This window comes from Streptomyces flavochromogenes (assembly GCF_000717595.1).
In the GTDB taxonomy this organism is placed as follows: domain Bacteria; phylum Actinomycetota; class Actinomycetes; order Streptomycetales; family Streptomycetaceae; genus Streptomyces; species Streptomyces flavochromogenes.
The window spans coordinates 60,581-76,311 of the sequence record NZ_JNZO01000036.1; the positions used below are offsets into that span (position 1 = coordinate 60,581).

The 15,731-nt window shown below is 73.3% G+C and carries 11 protein-coding genes; 3 read left to right on the forward strand and 8 right to left on the reverse strand.

Annotated elements, in window-relative coordinates; all coding sequences use genetic code 11:
* The first annotated feature begins 100 nt into the window (after positions 1-100).
* A complete protein-coding gene (locus tag IF00_RS0134700) occupies positions 101-475 on the forward strand; it encodes a hypothetical protein (RefSeq protein ID WP_030325081.1) in 375 nt (124 codons plus the stop codon).
* Positions 476-526: 51 nt separating this feature from the next.
* Here the strand turns inward: IF00_RS0134700 and IF00_RS0134705 are convergent, their stop codons facing one another.
* The 3 genes from IF00_RS0134705 to IF00_RS0134715 form a co-directional block, all read right to left on the reverse strand.
* Positions 527-2,209 (reverse strand): thiamine pyrophosphate-binding protein, encoded by a 1,683-nt coding sequence (locus IF00_RS0134705; RefSeq protein WP_030325084.1) that lies wholly within the window; start codon positions 2,207-2,209, stop codon positions 527-529.
* A 98-nt stretch (positions 2,210-2,307) separates the two neighbouring features.
* Positions 2,308-3,285 carry an agmatinase gene (gene speB / locus IF00_RS0134710; protein WP_030325085.1) on the reverse strand — a complete coding sequence of 326 codons (978 nt, stop codon included), beginning with the start codon at positions 3,283-3,285 and terminating at the stop codon, positions 2,308-2,310.
* Between the two features lie 82 nt (positions 3,286-3,367).
* Entirely contained in the window at positions 3,368-4,843 is a 1,476-nt protein-coding gene (locus IF00_RS0134715) for a sodium:solute symporter family protein (RefSeq protein WP_030325087.1), read from the reverse strand.
* Positions 4,844-5,018: 175 nt separating this feature from the next.
* Here IF00_RS0134715 and IF00_RS0134720 point away from each other — a divergent pair, with 175 nt between their 5' ends.
* Positions 5,019-6,557, forward strand: coding sequence for a PucR family transcriptional regulator (locus IF00_RS0134720; RefSeq protein WP_245234712.1), 1,539 nt, complete (start codon positions 5,019-5,021; stop codon positions 6,555-6,557).
* Here IF00_RS0134720 and IF00_RS0134725 read toward each other — a convergent pair.
* The 5 genes from IF00_RS0134725 to IF00_RS0134745 form a co-directional block, all read right to left on the reverse strand.
* Positions 6,544-9,741, reverse strand: coding sequence for an AAA family ATPase (locus IF00_RS0134725; RefSeq protein ID WP_030325090.1), 3,198 nt, complete (start codon positions 9,739-9,741; stop codon positions 6,544-6,546). The genes IF00_RS0134720 and IF00_RS0134725 overlap by 14 nt on opposite strands.
* On the reverse strand, positions 9,738-11,603 hold the full coding sequence (locus IF00_RS0134730; RefSeq protein ID WP_158710547.1) for a S1 family peptidase: 1,866 nt from the start codon (positions 11,601-11,603) through the stop codon (positions 9,738-9,740). Before IF00_RS0134730 ends, IF00_RS0134725 begins: the two co-directional genes overlap by 4 nt.
* A gap of 5 nt (positions 11,604-11,608) precedes the next feature.
* Complete coding sequence (locus IF00_RS0134735) at positions 11,609-12,769, reverse strand: trypsin-like serine peptidase (RefSeq protein ID WP_030325093.1); 1,161 nt, start codon at positions 12,767-12,769, stop codon at positions 11,609-11,611.
* Between the two features lie 31 nt (positions 12,770-12,800).
* Entirely contained in the window at positions 12,801-13,856 is a 1,056-nt protein-coding gene (locus IF00_RS0134740) for a zinc metalloprotease (protein WP_051820769.1), read from the reverse strand.
* A 196-nt stretch (positions 13,857-14,052) separates the two neighbouring features.
* A complete protein-coding gene (locus IF00_RS0134745) occupies positions 14,053-14,661 on the reverse strand; it encodes a hypothetical protein (protein ID WP_030325095.1) in 609 nt (202 codons plus the stop codon).
* A 184-nt stretch (positions 14,662-14,845) separates the two neighbouring features.
* Here IF00_RS0134745 and IF00_RS42940 point away from each other — a divergent pair.
* Positions 14,846-15,731, forward strand: an 886-nt coding sequence (locus IF00_RS42940; RefSeq protein WP_158710548.1) for a helix-turn-helix domain-containing protein, incomplete at its 3' end; no start/stop codon positions are given.

A 15,731-nucleotide genomic window follows, 5' to 3' on the forward strand; every position in this document is an offset into this window, starting at 1 on the left:
GGAGGACCCGGCACGAGGCGGGAAGGGGGGGCGGCAGTGGGTAGAGAAGCCGGGGGGCCGTCGTCGGGCGGCCCGCGGGTGGTGGAGAAAGGGGCCGTACGTGGCGCGGGTCGAGGACGGCAGACCGTACGGGTGGGGGCAGCTGTACGCGGCGCTGCTCACGATCAAGGGGCTGGCGGAGGCCGGGCGGGTCGAGCCGGTGTCCGCCCGGCAGCTGGAGCGGACGGCGGGGAATCCCCGCAACATCTGCTGGCAGCTCCTGGGAGAGGCCGGACACCAGGCGTTCCTCGCGCGGGAGCGGGGCGGGACCGTCGCCGACGCGGCCGTGGTGGTCATGACCGACGCGGTCGGGCTGATACCCGCACGGCGTGAGTCCCGGAGCGGACTGAAGCAGCAGGAGGCGAAGGAGTTCCGGCAGGGGTACGAGGCGCGGCTCGCCGTGTACCGCAAGGAGTGGGAGGGACTCGTCGGGTGACGCGGGCGGGCCTGCCGCCCCGGTGAACGGGGGCGGCAGGCCGTGCGGCCGTCAGAGGTGCGTCGGCTCGAACATGCGGAGGAGGGCCGGGAGGACGACCACCGACGGGCCCGGCGTCGCGAGGGACTTCGCGAGGTCCGTCGTCAGGGATTCCGGGGTCGTCAGGGTCGCCGGGACGCCGAAGGACTCCGCCAGGGCGACGAAGTCGGGGCGGGCCAGCTCCGTGCCCGTGGCCTCGCCGAACGCGCCCGTCATGTACTCGCGCAGGATGCCGTAGCCGCCGTCGTCCACGATCAGCCACGTCACGTCGAGGCCGTACTGCTTCGCCGTCGCCAGCTCCGCGATCGAGTACATCGCGCCGCCGTCGCCGGACACCGCGAGCACCGGCCGGCTCGGGTCCGCCGCCGCCGCGCCGAGCGCCGCCGGGAAGCCGTAGCCGAGGCCGCCCGCGCCCTGCGCGGAGTGCATCGTGTTCGGGTGCTTCGCGTCGAAGGCCGACCACGCCCAGTACGCCAGGATCGTCATGTCCCAGAAGCTCGGGGACCGCTCCGGGAGCGCCTCCCGTACCGCCGCGACGATCCGCTGCTCCAGACCCAGGTCCTGCGCCGCGATCCGGTCCCGGACCTTCGTCAGGACGGCCGAGACCCGCTCGGCAGCGGTGACGTCCCGGCGCTCCGGAACCGTCTCCAGGAGCGCCTGGAGCGCGAGCCGGGCATCCGCGTGGATGCCGAGCGCCGGGTGGTTGGACTCCAGCTTCCCGGCGTCCGCCTCGATCTGGATCACCCGGCCGCGCGGCGCGAACGTGTGGTAGTTCGAGGACAGCTCCCCGAGCCCCGAGCCGACGACGAGCAGGACGTCCGCGTCCTCCAGGAAGTCGGTGGTGTGCCGGTCCTCCAGCCAGGACTGCAGCGACAGCGGGTGCTCCCAGGGGAACGCGCCCTTGCCGCCGAAGGTCGTCACCACGGGGATGTCGAGCCGCTCCGCGAGCGCGAGCAGCTTGCCCGAGGCGTCGGAGCGGACGACCCCGCCGCCCGCGATGATCGCCGGGCGCTCGGCGTTCGCCAGGAGGTGCGCGGCGACCGCCGTCAGCTCGGGGCGCGGGGCGACGTCCTCGGGCGTCGCGTCCATCGCCGTCACCACCGGCAGGGCGGTCTCCGCGAGGAGGACGTCCTGCGGGATCTCCACCCAGACCGGCCCGTGCGGGGCGGTGAGCGCCGACTCCCAGGCCGCGGCGATGGCCGACGGGATCTGGGACTGCGTACGGACGGTGTGGACCGACTTCACGATGTCCCGGAAGGACGCCTGCTGGTCGCGCAGCTCGTGCAGGTAGCCGTGCCGGCCGCCGCCGAGGCCGGCCACCGGGATCTGGCTGCCGATCGCGAGGACGGGCGCGGAGGCGGCGGCCGCCTCCTGGAGCGCGGCGAGCGACATGAGCGCGCCGGGGCCGGTGGAGAGCAGCAGCGGGGCGGCCTCGCCGGTGATCCGGCCGTAGGCGTCGGCGGCGAAGCCCGCGTTGTTCTCGACGCGGAGGCCGACGTACCGGAGGGAGGAGCGGCGCAGGGCGTCGAACATGCCGAGGGCGTGCTGGCCGGGGAGGCCGAAGACGGTGGTGGCGCCGAGGCCGGTGAGGGTCTCGACGACGAGGTCACCGCCGTTGCGGCCCTTCGGCGGGTTGAGCGCGGCGGTGGTCTGCGCCTCCGTGGGGCGCAGGACCAGGTCGTGGTCGTGGGTCATGAGGTCCCTCTGGGCGTGGCTCGGTGGTCGGGTGCGGGCCGGTGGGCACAACCTGCGACAACGGCCGGGCGCGGCGCAAGCCGCGCCCGGCCGGGGTCCTACTTCGCCGCGCGGCTCTCGGCGATCTGGCGGGACATGATCGTCGTCAGTTCGTACGCCGTGTGGGAGGCGGCGACCGCGGTGATCTCGGCGTGGTCGTAGGCCGGGGCGACCTCGACGACGTCCGCCGACACCAGGTTGCAGGAGGAGAGGCCGCGGAGGATCTCCAGGAGCTCGCGGGAGGTCATGCCGCCCGCCTCCGGGGTGCCGGTGCCGGGCGCGTGGGCCGGGTCGAGGCAGTCGATGTCGATGGAGATGTACAGCGGGCGGTCGCCGATGCGCTGGCGCAGCTGGTCGGCGACCTCGTCGGCGCCGCGGCGGTAGATGTCCGCCGAGGTGACGATGCCGAAGCCCATCTTCTCGTCGTCGGTGAGGTCCTGCTTGCCGTACAGCGGGCCGCGGGTGCCGACGTGGGAGAGCGCCTCGGTGTCGAGGATGCCCTCCTCGACGGCGCGGCGGAACGGGGTGCCGTGGGTGTACTCGGCGCCGAAGTACGTGTCCCAGGTGTCGAGGTGCGCGTCGAAGTGGAGCAGGGCGACGGGGCCGTGCTTCTTGGCGACGGAGCGGAGCAGCGGCAGCGCGATGGTGTGGTCGCCGCCGAGGGTCATCATGCGGGCGCCGGAGTTCAGCAGGTCGTCCGCCGCGGCCTCGATCGTCTCGACGGCCTCGTTGATGTTGAAGGGGTTGGCGGCGATGTCACCGGCGTCCGCGACCTGGGCGAGGGCGAACGGGGAGGCGTCCTGCGCCGGGTTGTACGGGCGGAGCAGGCGGGAGGCCTCGCGGATGGCGTTGCCGCCGAAGCGGGCGCCGGGGCGGTAGGAGACGCCGCTGTCGAAGGGGACGCCGACCACGGCGATGTCGGCGGTGCCGACCTCGTCGAGTCGCGGCAGCCGGGCGAACGTCGCGGGACCGGCGTACCGCGGGATGCGGGACGAGTCGATCGGGCCGCGCGGGGTGTTCTGGTCGCTGCTGCTCATGGTCGGGTCCTCCTGGGGTGTATCGGTGGGGGTCCGGTCGGGGCCTCGGGTCTCGGGGCCCCGTCCGGGAGTCTCGGTGCGGTCAGCCGGTCGCGGGGGCCGGAGCGGTCTCCGGCGTCGGGTCGGCGTCGGGGGTCTCCCGGCCCGCGAGGCGGGCGCGCCAGTGCGCGAGCACGGCGGCGTCCGTCGGGCGGGTCGCCAGGGAAACGATCACATAGGCGGCGAGCGAAGCCAACAAACCATAGTAAACAGGCTCATTTGCCAAGATTCCGTAAGTCCACATCAGGCCAATGACGGCCAGGCCGCCGACGGCGACCGCGGCGAGCGCACCCTGGACCGTGCCGCGACGCCAGAGCAGTCCGCCGAGGATCGGCACGAGGAGCCCGCCGACCAGCAGGTTGTAGGCGACGGTGAGGGCCTGGACGACGTCGTTGAGGGCGATGGCGATGAGGATGACGGCGACGCCCATGATGAGGATGAAGGCACGGTTGCCCTTCACCTCGTCGTGGTCGTCCTCGTCCGCCGACACGGTTCCGCGCAGCCGCGACCAGATGTCGTTGTTGGCGACGGTGGCGCAGGCGATCAGCGCGCCGGAGGAGGTCGACATGACGGCGGCGAGGGCGGCGGCGAGGACCAGGCCCCGGACACCCATCGGCAGCTCGTCCTTGACGATGGTGGCGAAGGCGTCGTCGGCGCTGGGCAGGTTCGGGTAGAGCACCTTCGCCGCGGTGCCGATGACGGCTCCGGCGAGGGCGTACGCGAGACAGTAGGTGCCGGCGACGGTGCCGCCCCACTTGGCGACCTTGTCGGTGCGGGCGGTGAAGACCCGCTGCCAGATGTCCTGCCCGATGAGCATGCCGAAGGTGTAGATCAGCACGTACGTGAAGATCGTCTCGCCGCCGATGCCGAGGGGCTCGAAGTACGAGGTGGGCAGCGCGGCCTTCATCTCGGCGAAGCCGCCCGCCTTGACGACGGCGATCGGCAGCAGGAGCAGCAGTACGCCGACGGTCTTCACCACGAACTGCACCATGTCGGTGATGGTGATGGACCACATGCCGCCGAGCGTCGAGTAGGCGACGACGATGGTGCCGCCGAGGACGATCGCGAGGGTCCGGGGCAGGTCGAAGAGGACGTCGAAGATCGTGGCGTACGCGATGGTCGAGGTGACCGCGAGCATCAGCGTGTACGCCCACATGACCACGCCCGAGATCACACCGGCCCTGCCGCCGTAGCGCAGGTCGAGCATCTCGGAGACCGTGTAGACCTTCAGCCGGGCGATCCGGGCGGAGAAGAAGACGCTCAGCGCGAGCAGGCCGAGGCCGATGGCGAAGACCATCCAGGCGCCCGAGAGGCCGTACTTGTAGCCGAGGCCCACGCCGCCGATGGTGGAGGCGCCGCCGAGGACGATGGCCGCCATCGTGCCGGAGTACATCCAGGGACCGAGGCGGCGCCCGGCGACCAGGAACTCGCTCTTGGACTTGGCGCGGCGCATGCCCCACCAGCCCATCGCGAGCATGCCGGCCAGGTACAGGGCGATCACTGTGTAGTCGACGGCCATGGGGCCTCCTTCGTTCACCTCGGTGGCGTGTCGTGCAGGGGAGTGACCAGCAGCTGATCGCGGGGACATCCGCCCGTACCCGCGGCCTCTGGATGCCATGACAGTAGGTGGCCGGAAAGCGACGATGAAGTGTACGTTTCCTCCACTGACCGGGCGGGGGATGTACGAAGGGCACATGACCATGAGCTCCGCCGAGCCCGCCGCCACCCCGCCCGCGCCGCCGGTCTCGCTGACCGCGCTGCTCGCCCGGCGGGACCTCGGGCTCCGGCTGCTCGCCGGGCCGGAGGACGTCTCGATCCACTGGGTGCACACCTCGGAGATGGCCGACCCGTACCCGTACCTCCTCGGCGGTGAGCTGCTCATGACGGCGGGCGTGCAGCTCGCCGATCCGGCGCACTACGTGGAGCGGGTGGTGGAGGCGGGGGCGGCGGCGCTCGCCTTCGGCGTGACGCCGGTGTACGACACGGTCCCCGCCGAGCTCGTCGAGGCCTGCGCACGGCACGGTCTGCCGCTGGTCGAGGTGCCGCCGAAGACCCCGTTCACTGCGGTGGCGCGGGCCCTGTGGCGGCTGATGGCGGAGGCCCGGCTGCACGAGCTCCGCCGGGTGACGGAGGCCCAGCGGTCCCTGGCGGCGGCCGCGGCCCGGCCGGCCCCGGTCCCGGCGGTGCTCGGCGCGCTCGCCTCACGGCTCGGGGGACGGGCGGTGCTCTTCGGGACGGACGGTACGGAGTCGGTGGCGGCCGGCCGGGAGGTGCCGGCGGAGGCCGCCCGGGCGCTGCGGGACCTCGCGGGCGTCCTCGGCCCCCGCCCGGGCGGCCCGGCCTCGGCGAGCGGGGACGGCGGCGGGCTCCGGCTCGCCGCGTACGCGCTCGGCGGCGGGGACGGGCTGACGCTCGGGGTGGCGACGGAACGGCGCGGACCCGGCGACCACACCATCGCGGGGGTCGCGGTCGTCCTGCTGTCCCTGCTGACGGCCCCGCACCGGGGCGCCGACGCGACCGTACGGGACGGTGCCCTGGTCCGGCTCCTGCTCGGCGCGGCCCCGGCGGACATCGCGGACACGCTGGGCCCGGGCCCGTGGACGGTGGTCCACGCCGCGGGCGGCGACGGCACCCCGTTCGCCGCGGCCTCGCTGGCGGCGGCGATGGGGACACCACTGGCGGACGCGGGCGGTACGGCTCCGGGAGCGGCGGGCTCGGGCGGCACGGCTACGGGGGCGCGGACGGCCGACCCGGGCGGCACTGCTCCGGGGGCCGCGGGCTCGGGCCTTACGGCTCCGGGGGCCGTACGCCTGCTCCTGCCCGCCTCCTCCCCCGTCACCGCTCAGGCCGGCTGGACGCTGGGGGTGAGCGCCCCCGTCGAAGCGGGCGAGCTCGCGGCGGCCGACGCGCAGGCGGGGCGAGCCCTGCGGCGGGCGGAGGCGACCGGGGCGGATCTGGTCCGGCACCGCCCCGGCGGGATCGCCGCCCTGGTGGACCCGGACGAGGCCGGCGCCCACGCGCGCGCCCTCCTCGCCCCGCTGACCGAACCACTCGCCGAGACCCTGCGCGTCTGGCTCTCGTTGCACGGCGGCTGGGACCGGACGGCCGTCGCGATGGACATCCACCGCAACACCGTCCGCCAGCGGATCGCCCGCTGCGCCGCACTCCTGGACCGGGACCTGGACGACCCGGACGTGCGCATGGAGCTGTGGTTCGCGCTCACGTCGCGGTGAGCCCCTCCAACAGGGTCCGGTGCGCGTCGTCCCAGCGGTCGAAGGCGCGGATGAGGCCGTCGAGGCGCCACGGGTCGGGATGCCGCTCCCGCGCACCGGACAGGAAACGGCTCATGACCCGTGAACGATCGACGTACTCCACGAGCGTCACGAACGCGGACCGGGCACCGGACTCGCTCAGGAACGGCAGGTCGTCGGGGCGCAGATCGGCCACCGGAATCGGCAGCAGCCCGGTCGCGAGCTCGCCGAGCGACTTCAGCCAGTCGTCACCGGGCGCCACCTCGTGGAGCACCTTGCGGATCGCCGGCCGCAGCTCGGGGTTGTCCCCGCGCAGGGCTGTCAGGGCGTCGGGCCGGATCGGACGCCGGAGGGCGTCCGCCTCGAACCCCCGCCTCGCGATACGCCCGGCGAAGCCGCCGAGGACGTCGTGCGAACGAAGATCGCCGGGAGCCCCGGGGCGCGCCGCGCGCGCCCGCTCGGCGAGCTCGTCGAGCTCCTGCGCCACGTCGGTGAAGGCGCGGTCGAGCGTGAGGTACCCGAAGGCCCGCATGACTCCGGGATCCGGGACGAGCAGGCCGGCGACGTCCCGGAAGAGCGCGGCGCCCTCGTTCCAGGGCAGCCTGGCACCGGTCAGGACGCACACGGCGTACTGGCGCAACTGGTCGACCGGGAACCCCGCGGAGATGGCTGTCTTCCGGTCCGGCCGGCCCGGTCGGACCGGAGTCCGTACGTCCGCCACGGCGCGACCGGTCGCCACCTGTCCGAGGGCGAGGAAGAAGTTCCCGAGCAGCTCGTCCGCCTGGTCGCCGCCCCCGGGCGACCTCGGGTGGAGCAGCCGCTGCCGCGCCGGTTCGTCCTCCGACACGATGAGGTTCACGAACTCGTGGCGATCCGACGGACGAAGGTCCGACGCGCGGGCCTGCTCCGCGAATTCGTCCCAGCGGGCGCTGTCGCAGAACGCCTGCGCGACCCATTCGGGCCGCCTCGCCTCCGACGGCCACGGCCGGTGGAGGAGGAGGCCGACGGCCGCCTCCGGCTCGCCGAGTTCGACGAAGGACGCACCCGCGACCTCGACATGATGGGCCCAGAAGCCGTCGGGGAGCAGCGCGGCCTGTGCGGGTTCCAGCCGGTCGCCGCGCAGCAGCCGGAGCTGGGCCTCGACGGCCGGCGCCAGGTCGGACACGCTCTCGCCGAGCTCGCGCGCGAATCGGATGTGGTAGTTCCGGTCGTCCGGGGACGACATCTGGACGTTCCACTCGTCGACGGCCGGCGTCAGGTGCTCCGTCTCCAGCATCAGCCGGTGGTAGTAAGCCTCGACGTTCTCCGTCGTCGCCGGTTCCATGACGTCGACGTCCTGCGGGTGGTACCAGTCGGCCGCGCGCGCGTGGATGGCCAGGATCCGGTCCCGGGCGTCGGGGTCGCGGGCCATGAGGGCGAGCATCGCGCGCCGCACCTCGGGCACGTGCCGCACACTGCCGTCGGCCGCCCGCCGCACCAGCCAGACCTCGTCGACGAGCCGGTCGACGAGGTCGGCCGCCTCCGTGGTCGTCATCTCCGGGAACCCGCACGGCCCGGCCAGGACCTCCCGGACGAGCTCCGGCGTGACCCGCCGCAGGACCAGGCCGGGGTGGGCGAGTCTCCGCACCCGGTCATCGCCGATGTGGGCGAGGAACCGGTCGTACAGCACCGCACGACGCAGCTCTTGGCCGAGACCCGTGTCCATGGCGTCGCTGTCGAGGAACCTCGCCCGCTCCTCGGAATCGAGGCGTCCGACGAACCGCGCCGCGACATGCAGCGTGAGGGGGTTGCCGCCGACCTGGGCGGCGAGCCGCGGCGCCACCTCCTTCCCCACGCCGAGCCGGATCAGCAGCTCGGCGACGGGAGCGGCGTCCAGCTCGCCGAGTTCGATGTGCGCGCTGGGGACTCGGGAGAACGTGGCCCGTCCCGACACGACGACGCGGAGGCCGGAAAGCCCCATGTGCCGGCGGAGCTTGTCGAGCCACTCCGCCATGACGGCCTCTGGATCGTTCCAGGTGTCCCGCGGGCCGGCGAAGGGCCGGGCCCGCTGCCATTCCTCGAAGGTGTCGAGGACGAGCAGCACCGGCGCGCCGGCTCTCGACGAGTTCCGCAGCAGCTCGCCCACCCTCCACTCGAGGGAGGCGGAGCTGCGGGACGACCCCTCGATGGTCGAGCCCAGCTCCCTGCGCCGGGCTCGGGACCACGTCTCCTGCACCCTCGCTCTGGCCAGGTAGCCGGCGAGTTCGGGCCAGGCGACCTCAAGCTGACGTGTGACGTCGAAGCTCAGCTCGACCTCGGCATCCGGTCGGAACGCGACGCGGTCGAGGTCGATCACGACCACCGCCGGCGCGCCCCTTCCCGTCACCAGGGCCGTGAGGCGGGGCCGCAGGACCTCGCCGAGGAGCGTCGACTTCCCGGTGCCCCCGACGCCGGTCAGTGTCAGGACGGGCACGTCCTCGTCGGACATCGCGGTCTCGGCCTCGATGAACGCCTTGAGCACCTCGCGCTCACGTTCGCGCCCGATGACTCCTTGGGCCAACAGGCCTTCGTAGCTCCTGAGGATCGACTCGACGTGACCCACCGCGGCGGTGCGCGCGAAGATCGCGCTGAAATCCCTGGCCCCCCCGGCCCACAGAAGCGCCTGCGCCACCTCGGCGGTCGTGGCCTCCCCGACGACGTGGCCCGGGAGCCGGCCGTCGTCCGGGTCGGGGTGGAACTCTTCGGCGAGCAGCCTTCGCAGCACGTGACCGGCAGGATCCGTCTTCACGTGCTCGGCCCGCCGCAGCGCGTCGGCGAGCCCGACCACCGTGGAGGCGAGCCGCCTCAAGGTGGCTGCCCGGTACGCCGAGCGCATCGTCCACGCCGTCCGGCCGTCGACGACGGTCTGGTCGAATTCGGCGGCGATCCCGCCGAGCGTCTCCGCCCGAAGGTCCGGGTCCGTCTTCCGCCCGACGAGGTCGGCGGGGCGTACGGCGCCGCTCACGGCCGCGAGCTCGCGGATCTCCTTCAGGGCCGGCCGGGCGACGGGTGGGGGCGACTTCTGCCGCGCGAGTCTTCGGGCGAACTCCGCGACCTCCGAGGCCGGGCGTGCCTCCCATGCTTCCCGGAGTGCACGCAGGGACTGGTCGGCCTCGCCCCGTCCCGTACCTTCCGGCGATCCGTTCATGGTGCACCGCCGAGTTCCTCCAGCAGGACGCCGATCAGGTCCCCGACATCGACCGCCACCTCGGATCGTGCGCGTTCCGCGATCGGGTAGGGGCACCAGCCGTTCAACGACGGCTCGTCAGGGCCCAGGGCCTTCCGGACCCTCGGCACCAGGGTCGCGAGGACCTTCGGCGGGGGATCCGGCGGCACGAAGGTCCGTGCGATGTCCACCGCCGAGGGAGGTTCGAGGAAGTCGACGCTCGGCGCGAATTCGCGCGGGAGCGTCTCCTGCCACCCGGCCAGCACGAGGCGGACACCGGGCGACTCCGGCAACTCCAGGATGAGCTGGCGCACGAGGTCCACGACCGCGGCCGACGGACGTGCGGCCGTGCTGTCGAAGCCTTCGAGGACGAGCCACGCCCCGCCGGTCCTCGCCACCTCCGCGAGGGCTGTGGACAAGGCGGGCGCGGTGCGACTGCGCACCTCGCGCTGCCGGGTGGTGAGCCCGGTCGCGGGTCGCGGGTCGGTCGCGGCGGCGAAGGCGCCCGCCACCTTGTCGGCGAAGCTCGTGGCGTCGTCACGCTGGCAGTTCGCGACGTCGATGGCCGCGTACGCGCCCCCGTAACGTGTGACGACGGTGTGGACGAGGTCGTGTGTGAAGCGGAGGCCGCGCCCGGGCTCGCCGACGACCGCGATGAGGCGCTCCGGAGCGGTGGCATCGGGGAAGAGGCTTCGCCAGATCCGCTCCACCGTCCCGAGTCGGCCGATGACGGTACGGGTCACCGGGTTGCCCTGCTTGTCCAGCTTCTCCACCGTCGGCACGCTCGGCACGGTCTCGGGGAACTCCAGCGACGCCAGCTTCGCCGACCAGGGCGACATGGGGACGGCGCGGTTGAGGGTGGAACCGCCACTGGCCGCCCGCTGTCCGGGTCCCGCCTGATGGAGGCCGACGACGCGGAACTCCGCGTCGAAGACCGGCGCACCCGAGGAGCCGCCGGACGTGTTCGCGGAATGCAGGAGCCGCACGGGCGGATCTCCGAGGGGCTTGTCGACCGTCCCGACCGACCACAGCAGCGGGTGGACCCCGCCCCTGCCGTCGCCGGGGTGGTGCAGGACATGGATCTGGAACGGCTTCCCCGGAAGGATCCCGCACGGAGGCATGGGCCGGAAGGGAAGCGCCTCGGCCAGCCTCAGGATCGCGAGATCCCAGGGCCCTTCCTCGCCGATGTCGGCGACGCTGTCGAGAACGAAGCCGTCGCCCTCGGTCTCTTCGGCGGTCGGGGGGCTGTACTCCGCGAGCCACGAGGACGCGAGGGGTGCCGTCGTCGGCGTCAGACTCGTGGGCGTCGACTCACCGTCGAGCAGATCCGTCATGTCCCCGAAGACCACGCGGATGCGGCTCGTCGAGCCGGCGAGCGGTACGGGGAGCCCCGGACCCGTCGCGTCGACGAGGTCGGACACCAGGTGGGCGGCGGTCGCGACCAGGGTCGGGGCGACGAGGAGGCCGGTTCCGTGCCGGCTGCCGGCGTCGATCCGGCACACGAGGTCGGAGGCGAGGAGGAAGCGCCGCGCGGCCAGGCGGGCGTCGACGGGCAGGTAGGCGGGTGCGACGAAGGAGTGGAGTTCGACGAGGCGCTCGAACAGACCCCGGCTGATGTCGACCGGCCCGTCGACGATCAGGTCCGCCTTGGCCAGGGCGGCCTGGAACGCGACGATCTTCCCTCGGCCCAGCGCGTTGGTGATCGCGCTCGGCACGTAGTCGTCGGGATCCTCGTAGTCGACGTTGCGGATCCCGAGTTGCCCCAGTATCACCCGGATGCGCGGGATGTCGCGCCTGACGGATCTCGCCATGCTGAGGATCTCGGGGGCCCAGGACTCCGGCACGGGAATCACCACCCGGGTATCACGGCGGCCAGTTCGGGTGTCGCCCCTTCGAGGCCGTGGGCCCAGTTCACGCGGTCGGGCACCCCGGCGAAGTGCAGCCCTAGGACCTTCCGGCCCTCGGCCTCCAGGTCGACGACGAGCGACCCGGAGCTGCCGCCGAGCGTGCTGGCGTCATGGCTGATGATCCAGCTCCGTTCATCCCTGTCCACCTCGCCCCGACCCTCGGTGAGCACCCCTGGAGTGAGGCGCTTCACGCCCACGACCCCGGCGAACAGTTCGGCGAAGACGTCCGGCGTCGTCGAGGCCGCGCTGCCGGGGAAACCGACGACGTAGACGCTGCGCCCACGGGAGGCGAGCGCTCCTTGCGTTGCCGCGTCGTCGCCCCGGGCCACCTGGACCGGGGTGGGGAACGGCCTTCCTCTCACGGGTTCGAGCTCCAGTACCGCCAGGTCGAGGCCGTCGAAGTTGACCCTCGGCACGGTCGGGTGGGCGCACTCGGGCGCCCCCGCGCGCCCCACGCCCAGGACGCGGCGGATCCGGAACACGCGGTCCGCCGGCCCGCCTCCGACCTCCGCGCCGAAGTCGACCGCCACACCCGGCTTGAGCTCCCCGCCGAACGACCCGTCGGGACGGGACGGATGCGTGGAGATGGCCTCCAGGACGTGGTAGTTCGTCACGACGACGCCGTCGTCGATCGCCCACGCCGTGCCCTGGTAGCCGAGGAGCGACTGGGGATCGTTCACCCGGCCGACCGCCCGGCAGACGGTGCGGAGCTCGGGCTGGATCCGCGACAGGGATGCCGCCCAGTTCGCCGCCGCCGGTGCCGTGACGTCGAAGAAGTCGTCCTCGACGAAGAGCACCGGGCGCGTTCCGTCGCTGTGGACGACGGCCTCCAGCCTCGCGACGTCCTCCATGTCGAGCCGGGCATCGGCTCCTTGGTCGGCGACCTCCTGCAGCGCGTCCTGGGCGCCTTGGATCAGCAGATTCCGCGCCTCCGGATCGGCATCGGCCCCGAGATGCTCCTCAAGCCGGGAGATCTCGTCGGACAGTTGGGTGATCAGGCGTTCGGGATCAGGCGGACTCGGCGCGCCGCCCCCGTCGGCGCTCTCGAGTCCTCCGCTCTGCGACTCGCCGAGGAGCCGCTCGTACGTACTGCCGGCGGACATGGCGTCCCCTGCTCGGCTCGGTCGGCGCGGGTCAGTGGACGCCCGCGGTCCGGGTCCTCGCGGCCTGGGCGGCCGCCAGCTCCTCGACCCGGCTGCGGTACACCTTGGCCAGGTCGCCGCCGTTCGCGCCGGGAAGCCCCTCGGGACCGGCGCCGAGCGACTCAAGGACCGCGTCGGCACGGGCCTGACGGTCCGCCAGCCCGTCCGTGGTGTGCGGGTACAGCAGGTCGAGCCCGCGCTTGTCGCCGGGCGACAGGTTCTGCCCGTCACCGGCCGGCGCGCAGCTGCTGGGGGTGGACTTGTAGAAGAACGCCGGGAACCGGTACAGCATGACGGACTTCGCGTCGAAGGGACCGGCGACGAGATCCGGGGCGTCCACGGTGCGCAGGTTGTGATCCACCTTCGCGCGCGGCCATCGGTTCGGCGCACCCGCGAGGAACGTGTAGATGCCGGGTTGCCGACCCTGGGCGTCCGCGACGAAGGCACCGGTCGGGTCCTGCGTGGGCTCGTACCCTTCGGGGTCCTCCCAGCGGAACTCGCCCTCGCAGGTACCGCGCATGTTCTGGTGGGAGTGATGGAAGCCCAGCGCGTGCAGGAACTCGTGCCGCACGGTGCCCTCCCACTGGGCCGGCCTGTTCGTCGCGAACCGCCCGAGGTTCAGGCTGCGTTGGCCGGGGTTGCCTCCGACCGGGCCTCCTCCCGCGCCGATGGCACGGTCCGTGCTGTCGGTGCCCACCAGGGAGAAGAAGCCCTGCAGGTCGAAGCTGACCCGGATCTCGGCGGCGAGTTCGGTATCGTCCTCGGTCCATCGCCGGAACGTTCCACCACCGCCGTTCTGCCCGAAGTCGAGCGTCAGGTTGCAGGCGTCGGTGATCTGCTTCGTCGCCCGCGCGATGTCCGCGTGCAGCTGGTCGTTCCCGTCGAGGAACGCGACCCGCACCGTCATGCCCAGTGGCCACCTCCCGATGTCGGTGATGAGGAACTCCAGGCCGCCGGCGGCCGTTGCGCGCCTCCAGCGGTCCCGCACTTCGATCTCGGCGACGACCTGATCGGGCAGGGATTCCAGGGGGAGAGATTCGAGTTCCATGACGCGTCCTTTCGCATCACATTCGCAAGGGTCCCCCCGACCGGTACCGGTCTGATGACGGACGGGCAGCTCGGCTCTACCCACGAGCGTGCCGACGTCGGAAGCTCAGCTCACCTCCCAGTATCGCCCGAATGGCGGTACTCTGCGACTTGACTGTCACTCTGAGTAGTTCGACACCCGCCAGGATGACGCTGCGTCAGGACCAGAGCTTGTTCACGGCCGTACGGGTCGTCGTCTTGAAGGCCGTCAGCGGGGCGTCCTTCAGGTCGCCCATCTGACCCCATCGGACATAGGTGACGGTCCGGCCGTCACGGCCCACCGCGAAGAGGTGGATGTCGGTGTTGCCGACCTCCGGGTCGGCGGTGTCCAGGCTGTAGACCCAGGCACCCTCCTCGACGGCGAGCTTGCCGTGGGAGGCGCTGACGGCGTGCAGGCCCGGGTTCTGCCGCTCCAGCAGGGGCCCGCAGCCGGCGAGGGCCTTGCGGAGGGTGTCGACCAGCTTCACCGCGTCGGCCTCGGTGCGGGCGACGGTGGTGATCTGGACGCCGTTGGTGTCGAGCTCGGTGTTGAACTCGCGGTAGCGGGTGTTCTGCGCCGGGATCTTGTACGGGGCGCAGAGGGCGCCGCCGTTCTCCGGGACGCCGGCGAAGACCTGGGTGGCGGTCCACGGCGTGGACGACGGCGGCATCTGGGAGGCGGCGAGGAAGGCGGGCTGGGCAGCGGCCTGCGCCGGGGCCGTCGCGAGGGCCGCGAGGCCCAGGGCGGCAGCGGCGGCGGTGGCGAGTGCGGTACGGAGCCTGTTCATGGTGGTGGATCCCCCGTCGGGTCGTTCGGTCAGTGCTCAACCAGCGTCGGGCCGGCGCCCGCCGCCTGCAACGATGACGCGCCCATCGTCCGTCCCGGAACCATTCCACCCTCGCTGACGTGGGAGAACGTGGGTGGCATGGGATCCCGTGGGACGGGACTGAGGCGGACGGACGGTCGACCGGATGGGGAAGTCGAAGGACATCGCTGTCGAGGAGTTCTCGGTGCGGCTGCGCGCGCTGAAGACGCGCGGCGGCCGCAGCTACGAGGCGCTGGCCCGTCGGCTCAATGTGAGCGCGTCGACGCTGCACCGGTACTGCTCCGGGGAGACGGTGCCGGAAGGGTTCGCCGTGATCGCCAGGATGGCCCGGCTGTGCGGCGCCGACGAGGCCGAGCGGCGGGCCCTTGAGGACCTGTGGACCCGAGCGGACCAGACCCGCCGCCCGCTGCCCGGGGGCCCGGGGGGTCCGGACCCCCTGACGGATCCAGGAGGTCCACAAGCTCCAGCGGCTCCGGCCCCGACCGTCGGGCCGGGCGCAGCGGCCGGCTCGGCCGGAGCCGTCGGCGCGGCCCCGGCCCGCGAGTCGGACGCGGCCGCCGGACCCGAGGGGGCGGCCGAACCGGCCGGTGGAGCCGCGCCCGGCCCGGCGCGCAGGCCGGACGCGACCCCCGGGCCCGTCGCGGCCCCGGAGTCGGCGCGGGCCGTGCCGTCCGCACCGGCGCCCCCGCCTGGCCCGGCACCCGCGCCGCCGGGGGTGGCCGCGCCCGACGCCGGCCCCACGCCGGCCTCCCCGCCGCCCGGGCCCACCGCTTCCCCCGGCACCCTCACCCCCGTCGGCCCGGTCCCTCCCCCCGCACCCGCGCCGCTCGGCGGCCGGGCGCGCGTCCGGCGGGGTGTGCTCGTCGCCGGGGCGTTCGCCGCCGTGGCCGCCCTCGCGCTCGTCCTCGTGCTCGTACGCCCCGGTGCCTCCGCCGGCCCGGGGGCGACCCCGGCCCCGCCGACCCCGACGCCCTCGCCCACGACCACCTCCGCCGGACCCCCCGCCCCGGCCCCCGCTCCCGCCCCCGCAC

Excerpts from the sequence above, each read along its gene's own strand:
- IF00_RS0134705 (WP_030325084.1), bottom strand. The coding sequence starts at position 2,209 with ATGACCCACGACCACGACCTGGTCCTGCGCCCCACGGAGGCGCAGACC.
- speB (WP_030325085.1), bottom strand. The coding sequence starts at position 3,285 with ATGAGCAGCAGCGACCAGAACACCCCGCGCGGCCCGATCGACTCGTCC.
- IF00_RS0134715 (WP_030325087.1), bottom strand. The coding sequence starts at position 4,843 with ATGGCCGTCGACTACACAGTGATCGCCCTGTACCTGGCCGGCATGCTC.
- IF00_RS0134720 (WP_245234712.1), top strand. The coding sequence starts at position 5,019 with ATGACCATGAGCTCCGCCGAGCCCGCCGCCACCCCGCCCGCGCCGCCG.
- IF00_RS0134725 (WP_030325090.1), bottom strand. The coding sequence starts at position 9,741 with ATGAACGGATCGCCGGAAGGTACGGGACGGGGCGAGGCCGACCAGTCC.
- IF00_RS0134735 (WP_030325093.1), bottom strand. The coding sequence starts at position 12,769 with ATGTCCGCCGGCAGTACGTACGAGCGGCTCCTCGGCGAGTCGCAGAGC.
- IF00_RS0134740 (WP_051820769.1), bottom strand. The coding sequence starts at position 13,856 with ATGGAACTCGAATCTCTCCCCCTGGAATCCCTGCCCGATCAGGTCGTC.
- IF00_RS0134745 (WP_030325095.1), bottom strand. The coding sequence starts at position 14,661 with ATGAACAGGCTCCGTACCGCACTCGCCACCGCCGCCGCTGCCGCCCTG.